Annotated in this window: 6 protein-coding genes and 1 pseudogene; 4 read left to right on the forward strand and 3 right to left on the reverse strand. The window is 62.9% G+C overall.

Annotated elements, in window-relative coordinates; translation table 11 throughout:
* The 3 genes from EOA22_RS20660 to EOA22_RS20670 all read right to left on the reverse strand — a co-directional run.
* The coding region (locus tag EOA22_RS20660) for an ATP-binding cassette domain-containing protein (protein WP_164755685.1) at window positions 1-205 on the reverse strand (205 nt) is incomplete at its 3' end.
* Between the two features lie 2 nt (window positions 206-207).
* On the reverse strand, window positions 208-1,269 hold the full coding sequence (locus EOA22_RS20665; protein WP_013532703.1) for an ABC transporter permease: 1,062 nt from the start codon (window positions 1,267-1,269) through the stop codon (window positions 208-210).
* 159 nt (window positions 1,270-1,428) lie between these two features.
* Window positions 1,429-2,445 carry a sugar ABC transporter substrate-binding protein gene (locus EOA22_RS20670; RefSeq protein ID WP_024503693.1) on the reverse strand — a complete coding sequence of 339 codons (1,017 nt, stop codon included), beginning with the start codon at window positions 2,443-2,445 and terminating at the stop codon, window positions 1,429-1,431.
* Between the two features lie 228 nt (window positions 2,446-2,673).
* Between EOA22_RS20670 and EOA22_RS20675 the strand changes: the two are divergent.
* The 4 genes and pseudogenes from EOA22_RS20675 to EOA22_RS20690 all read left to right on the forward strand — a co-directional run bounded on the left by EOA22_RS20675 (window position 2,674) and on the right by EOA22_RS20690 (window position 6,656).
* A pseudogene (locus tag EOA22_RS20675) lies at window positions 2,674-3,900 on the forward strand (ROK family protein).
* Window positions 3,900-4,346: an RbsD/FucU domain-containing protein gene (locus tag EOA22_RS20680; protein ID WP_013532706.1), complete on the forward strand. Its 447-nt coding sequence runs from the start codon at window positions 3,900-3,902 to the stop codon at window positions 4,344-4,346. The pseudogene EOA22_RS20675 and the gene EOA22_RS20680 overlap by 1 nt, the downstream one beginning before the upstream one ends.
* A complete protein-coding gene (locus EOA22_RS20685) occupies window positions 4,343-5,266 on the forward strand; it encodes a carbohydrate kinase (protein ID WP_013532707.1) in 924 nt (307 codons plus the stop codon). The genes EOA22_RS20680 and EOA22_RS20685 overlap by 4 nt, the downstream gene beginning before the upstream one ends.
* 247 nt (window positions 5,267-5,513) lie before the next feature.
* Window positions 5,514-6,656 (forward strand): DegT/DnrJ/EryC1/StrS aminotransferase family protein, encoded by a 1,143-nt coding sequence (locus tag EOA22_RS20690; protein ID WP_013532708.1) that lies wholly within the window; start codon window positions 5,514-5,516, stop codon window positions 6,654-6,656.
* The last annotated feature ends 24 nt before the right edge of the window (window positions 6,657-6,680 follow it).

Consider the following 6,680-nt stretch of genomic DNA (forward strand, 5'->3'; position numbering starts at 1 on the left):
GTTTGCGTTCAAGCCTGATGTCGCCTTCGTCGGGCACGGCCGCGCCGGAAATCGCCTTGATGAGCGACGACTTGCCGGCGCCGTTGTCGCCGATGACGGCGAGGATTTCGCCGGGATAAAGGTCGAAGTCGGCATTGTCGAGGGCGGTGACACGGCCATAGCGCTTGATCAGGCCACGCGCGGTGAGGATGGGCTCCTGGGTCATGGTCATGCCGACACCTTTCTGATCCATTGGTCGACTGCCACGGCGCCGATGATCAGCACACCGGTGAGCAGCACCTTCCATTGCGGATCGGCGCCCAGCATGTTGAGGCCCATGGAAACGACGCCGACGATCATCGCGCCGAACAGCGTGCCCAGGATGGAGCCGCGTCCGCCGAAGAGGGAAATACCGCCGATCACCGTCGCGGTGATGGCCTGCAGATTGTAGTCGGTGACGGCAGCCGACGGCGAGATCGAGCCGTTGCGGCCAATGGAGACCCAGGCCGCGAAAGCGGCGATCAGGCCGGCCAAGGTGTAGACCGTCATCAACACCTTCTTGGTCTGGATGCCCGACAGCTTCGCCGCCTCCTGGTCATCGCCAACGGCGTAGACATGGCGGCCCCACGCCGTGTGATTGAGCACGTACCAGAGGATCATCACGAGCAGGACCGTGGCAATGACGCCGAGCGTCAGCACCGCAGTGCCGACCTTGAAGCTGATGGCAAAGAGATGCAGCAGCGGCGCCTGGGTATCGACGTCGGTGTCGCGGATCGTCTCGTTGGCCGAATAGATGAAGTTCGTGGCCATGACGATGTTCCAGGTGCCAAGCGTCACGATGAAGGGTGGTAGCTTCATGTAGGCGACAAGCACCCCGTTGAGCAGCCCGCAGGCGGCGCCGGCGGCAAGCCCGATCGCCACTGCGAGCGCGCTCGGCATGCCGTAGGAGACCGCGCAATTGCCCATGATCACCGCTGAAATCACCATGATCACACCAATCGACAGGTCGATGCCTGCGGTCAGGATGACCAATGTCTGCGCAGCCCCCAGAATGCCGATGATGGCGATCTGCTGCAGGATAAGCGTCAGCGTGTAGGACGAAAAGAAACGCCCACCGATGGTGATGCCGAAGACGATGATCGCCAGAACCAGGACGATCAGCGGCACCGCGGCCGGCGTCGAATGCAAGAAATGCTGGATACGCTTGACGGCCGATTTGTGCTCGTCAAAAGCAGCAACGCTGGTGTCGCTGCTCGAGAGAACCTTCTCGAATTCCTGAGCTTGAGCCATGTTTTCTCCCCGTAGGCTTCAGCCAAACGCCGACGCCAGTCCACGCCTTTCCGGTCTGCTGCCGGGATTGTTCGCGGTCACGCGAGCCATCGTCCACCCGAAGCAGCCGGGGATCAAGCCCCGACCGCTCAGGTTCCTTGGATGCCGGTCAGAACGGCATCAGCCCCAGCACTTGGCGAGGCCTTCCTTGGTGTCGATGGACTTGACGCCGGTGGCCGGCTTGTCGGTCACCAGGTTGACGCCGGTGTCGAAGAAGTTCTTGCCTTCGGTCGGCTTCGGCTTGGTTCCGTCCTTGGCAAAAGCGGCGATCGCCTCGATGCCGAGTGCAGCCATCTGCAGCGGGTATTGCTGCGAAGTGGCGCCGATGACACCTTCGGCCACCGACTTCACGCCGGGGCAGCCGCCGTCGACGGAAACGATCAGCACCTGGCTTTCGAGGCCGACAGCCTTGAGCGCCTGGTAGGCGCCGACAGCGGCGGGCTCGTTGATGGTGTGGATGACGTTGATGGTGTTGTCCTTCTGCAGGAGGTTCTCCATCGCCTTGCGGCCGCCCTCTTCGTTGCCGTTGGTGACGTCATGGCCGACGATGCGCGGATCGGTCTCGTCGCCGATCTTGTTGGGATCTTTTACATCGATGCCGTAGCCCATCATGAAGCCTTGGTCGCGCAGCACGTCGACAGTCGGCTGCGAAGGCGTCAGGTCAAGGAAGCCGATCTTGGCGTCCTTGGCCTTGTCGCCGAGCGTGGCGGCGGCCCAGGCCCCGATCAGCTTGCCTGCTTCGAGATTGTCCGTCGCGAAGGTCGCATCGGCGGCGTCGATCGGATCGAGCGGCGTGTCGAGCGCGATCACCAGCAGGCCGGCATCACGCGCTTTCTTCACGGTCGGCACGATGCCCTTGGTGTCGGATGCGGTGATCAGGATACCCTTGGCGCCATCGGCGATGCAGCTTTCGATCGCCGCGACCTGGCTCTCGCTGTCGCCGTCGATCTTGCCGGCATAGGTCTTGAGGTCGACGCCGAGTTCCTTGGCCTTCGCGGTCGCGCCTTCCTTCATCTTGACGAAGAAGGGATTGGTGTCGGTCTTGGTGATCAGGCAGGCGCCGACACCGGCCGCGGATGCGGACGAGGCAAACGCCATCAGCCCCAGAGCCGCGGCGGCAAACACGGTCGATTTCAACAATTTTGTATTGGTCACGATTTTCCTCCCAGTGGAACCATTCCGATGCCGGCCAACCGGCACCTGCAGCGCATCCAACGAAATTCTCCCAGCGTGGACGCTGCCTTAACAGACACCAGGCCGAAGCCCGTGTCAATAATTAAATCACTCTTATTTATTATTGACAGCATTGCTTCGTTCACCCATTCTGGCCCAAAAGCATTGAGGGGAAACGACGGGAGGAACAGGGTGGAAACGGCCATTGCGAGGCACGGTTCGCCCGAGGTGAATGACAGTCTCATTCACCGCGGCACCAACCAGAGCGGCATGCGCGACCACAATGAGCGGTTGGTGCTGTCGCTGGTGCGTCAACACGGCAGCCTGGCAAAATCCGACATCGCCCGCATGACCGGACTTTCGGCGCAGACGGTTTCCGTCATCATGCGCGAGCTGGAGGAAGAAAGCCTCCTGCTGCGTCAGGCGCCGTTGCGCGGCAAGATCGGCCAGCCTTCCATCCCGATGGCGCTCAATCCCGAAGGCGCTTTCTTCATCGGCCTGAAGATCGGCCGCCGCAGCGCTGAACTGGTGTTGATCGACTTCCTTGGCAATGTCCGTTCGATGCTACAGCATTCCTAGCGCTACCCGGCGCCGCGCGAGACGGTGGACTTCGTCAGCAACGGCATGCGGCAGATGCGCGGCGAGCTGACGCCCGCGCAAGACAAGCGCATCGCCGGGCTGGGCATCGCCATGCCGTTCGAATTGTGGAACTGGGCCGATACCGCCGGCGCCCCGCGCGACGTGATGGACGAATGGCGTCACCGCGACATCAGGGCCGACATCCAGGCGCAATGCGATTTTCCGGTCTATTTGCAGAACGACGCCACGTCGGCCTGCGGCGCCGAACTCGTCTTCGGGCAGGCGGGCGCTGCGCGTGACTTCGTCTATTTCTATATCGGCGCCTTTGCCGGTGGCGGCATTGTGCTGAACGGCCGGCTTTTCGGCGGCCCGACCGGCAATGCCGGAGCGCTCGGCTCCATGCCCGTGCCCGGGCCGGACGGCAAGCCGACCCAACTGATCGATGTCGCTTCCATCGCCATGCTCGAAAAGGCGCTCAATGCGCGCGGCATCGAGGCCTCGCATCTGTGGACCTCGCCGGACGACTGGGGCGAGATCGGACCCGAACTCGACGGCTGGATCGCCAGCGCCTCAAGGGCGCTCGCTTACGCCATCGTCGCCGCATCCTCGATCATCGATTTCGAAGCGGCGGTGATCGACGGCTGGATGCCGAAGGCGGTGCGCCGCCAGCTGGTCGACGCCATCATTGCGGCAATCGCCACGATCGACGGCGAAGGCTTGAAGCTGCCCGCCATTCGCGAGGGAACCGTCGGTATCCATGCCCGGGCGCTCGGCGGCGCCAGCCTGCCACTTTCCGAACGCTTCCTGATCGGCTCGACGACGATTTCCAGGAGCGCCTGATGCTGATCGGAATCCCGGCGCTGCTCGGTCCGGAGCTTCTGGCGATCCTGCGCGGCATGGGCCATGGCGACGAAATCGCCCTTGTCGACGGAAACTATCCGGCGGAACAGCAGGCAACCCGACTGGTACGCGCCGATGGCCACCCTCTTATCCCGGTACTCGATGCGATATTGAGTGTCCTGCCTGTCGATGACGCCGTGCCGGAGGCGCTGTTTCGCGCCTCGGTCCGAGGCGATCCCTCGCTTGCCGATCCTGTCCATCATGAGATCGAAGCGATCTGCGCCAAACGGGCGCCAGGCCGCAAGGTGGTTGCGCTGGCCGGCGCCGACTTCTATGCACGGGTCAAATCGGCGCATGCCATCGTCGCGACAAGCGAGCCGCGGCTCTACGCCAACATCATCATACGCAAGGGCGTGATCTATCCGCCGGAGACCAAGAAGCCATGATCCTCTGCTGCGGCGAAGCCCTGATCGACATGCTGCCGCGCACGACGACAGCGGGCGAGCCGGCCTTTGCGCCTTATGTCGGCGGCGCCGTATTCAACACGGCAATCGCACTTGGCCGGCTCGGCGCGCCGGCCGGCTTCTTTTCCGGCCTGTCGTCGGATCTGTTCGGCGGCCAATTCCGGGATGCGCTTGGGGCGAGCAAGGTCAGTTCCACCTATGCACACACCTCGCCACGGCCAACCACGCTGGCCTTCGTCAAGCTCACCAACGGCCAGGCGACGTACACTTTCTATGACGAGAACACCGCCGGACGCATGCTGACGATCGACGATTTGCCGCAGCTCGGCAACGAGATCGAAGCCATGCTGTTCGGCGCCATCAGCCTGATTTCCGAGCCGGCCGGCAGTGCCTATGAAGAGTTCATGCGGCGCGAGCATGAAAGCCGCGTCATGATGCTCGACCCCAACATCCGGCCGAACTTCATCCCGGACAAGCCCAAGCACCTCAAGCGCATTCGCACCATGATGGCGATGGCCGACATCGTGAAACTGTCGGACGAAGACCTGAACTGGTTCGGCGAAGCCGGCTCGCATGAGGATGTCATCCGCAACTGGCTGGACCGCGGCCCGAAGCTGATCGTCGTCACCCATGGCGGCGAAGGCGCGATCGGCTACAGCAAGGAGCACGCCGTCACGGTGATGCCCGAAAGGGTCGAGGTGGCGGACACGGTCGGCGCCGGCGACACGTTCAACGCCGGCATCCTCGCCTCGCTGCACGAGCAAGGCCTGCTGACGAAGGCGGCGATTTCCGGACTGTCGGAAGACGCCATCCATAAGGCGCTGGCGCTCGGCGCGAAGGCGGCGGCAGTGACCGTGTCGCGGGCCGGCGCCAATCCACCCTGGCGACATGAAATCGCCTGAGCAACGCTCAACATAAGTTGAGCCCAATCGATCACTTTATGTTTCGCAGGGGCTCTTTCCAAGGCTATAAGGGCGGGATGGCGCCCGACGAAGCCCGGATTTCCGGCATCTGACTGACATTCGCCGGGAAAACTGGTAACGGACTGCGACACTTCCGCAATTTAGGGCTCCGCCTGCCCGGCTTTCTCGGCAAGCGCAACTCTGGTACCAGCGGCCGATTATCTGGCTAACCCATTTTGAGGCCGACATGCAGTTCATCGATCTTGGCGCGCAGCGCGAACGAATCCGCGACCGGCTGAAGGCCGCGATCGACCGTGTCGTTGACGAGGGCCGCTATATTCTTGGCCCGCAAGTCACCGAATTCGAGAACAAGCTTGCCGCCTATATCGGTACCAAGCATGTCGTGGCCTGCGCCAACGGCACCGACGCGCTGCTGTTGCCGCTGTTTGCAGCCGGCGTCGGCCCGGGTGACGCGGTGTTCGTGCCGAGCTTCACGTTCGCCGCCACCGCCGAAGTGGTGGCGCTGGCCAAGGCCGCGCCGGTGTTCGTCGATGTCGACCCGCACAGCTACAACATCGACATTGCCAGCCTCGAAGCGGCCATTGCCATGATCAAGAAGGAAGGAAGGCTGAAGCCGAAGGCAATCATTCCCGTCGATCTGTTTGGCCTTGCCGCCGATTACGAGGCGATCATGGCGATCGCCAACCGCGAAGGCCTGATGGTGATCGAGGATGCCGCCCAGTCGATGGGCGGTTCGCTCGACGGCAAGATGTGCGGCTCCTTCGGTGCGGTCGGCTCGACCAGCTTCTATCCGGCAAAACCGCTTGGCTGCTACGGCGACGGCGGCGCGATGTTCACCAATGACGATGCGCTGGCCGAACAGCTTCGCTCGTTCGCCTTTCATGGCAAGGGCGAGACGCAGTACGACAATGTCCGCGTCGGAATCAATTCGCGGCTCGACACGATACAGGCGGCGATCCTCATCGAGAAGCTGGCCATTCTCGAAGACGAGATGGTCGCCCGGCAGGTCGTGGCACAGCGCTATGCCGATGGGCTTGGCGACGTCGTTACCGCCGCCCGCAATCTGGACGGCAGCCGTTCGGCCTGGGCGCAATACGCCATCGAGACGCCGAAGCGCGACGGGCTGAGGGCGCATCTCGGCGAAAAGGGCATTCCGTCTGTCATCTACTATGTGAAGCCGCTGCATGCCCAGGTCGCTTATCGCGATTATCCGCGCACGCCGACCGGCCTTGCCGTTTCGGAAGACCTGCCGAAGCGGATCCTGTGCCTGCCGATGCACCCTTATCTCAGCGAAGCCGACCAGGACCGCATCATCGAGACGATCCGCAACTATATAGGCTCGAATTCGGCGCAGGCAGCGGCCGAGTAAGCTACCGGTCCTTCTCAGGCGGGG

This window comes from Mesorhizobium sp. M7A.F.Ca.US.014.04.1.1, assembly GCF_003998745.1.
Classification (GTDB): Bacteria; Pseudomonadota; Alphaproteobacteria; order Rhizobiales; family Rhizobiaceae; genus Mesorhizobium; species Mesorhizobium ciceri.

Coding starts and splice junctions, on each gene's coding strand:
- EOA22_RS20665 (WP_013532703.1), bottom strand. CDS start 1,269: ATGGCTCAAGCTCAGGAATTCGAGAAGGTTCTCTCGAGCAGCGACACC.
- EOA22_RS20680 (WP_013532706.1), top strand. CDS start 3,900: ATGCTGATCGGAATCCCGGCGCTGCTCGGTCCGGAGCTTCTGGCGATC.
- EOA22_RS20685 (WP_013532707.1), top strand. CDS start 4,343: ATGATCCTCTGCTGCGGCGAAGCCCTGATCGACATGCTGCCGCGCACG.
- EOA22_RS20690 (WP_013532708.1), top strand. CDS start 5,514: ATGCAGTTCATCGATCTTGGCGCGCAGCGCGAACGAATCCGCGACCGG.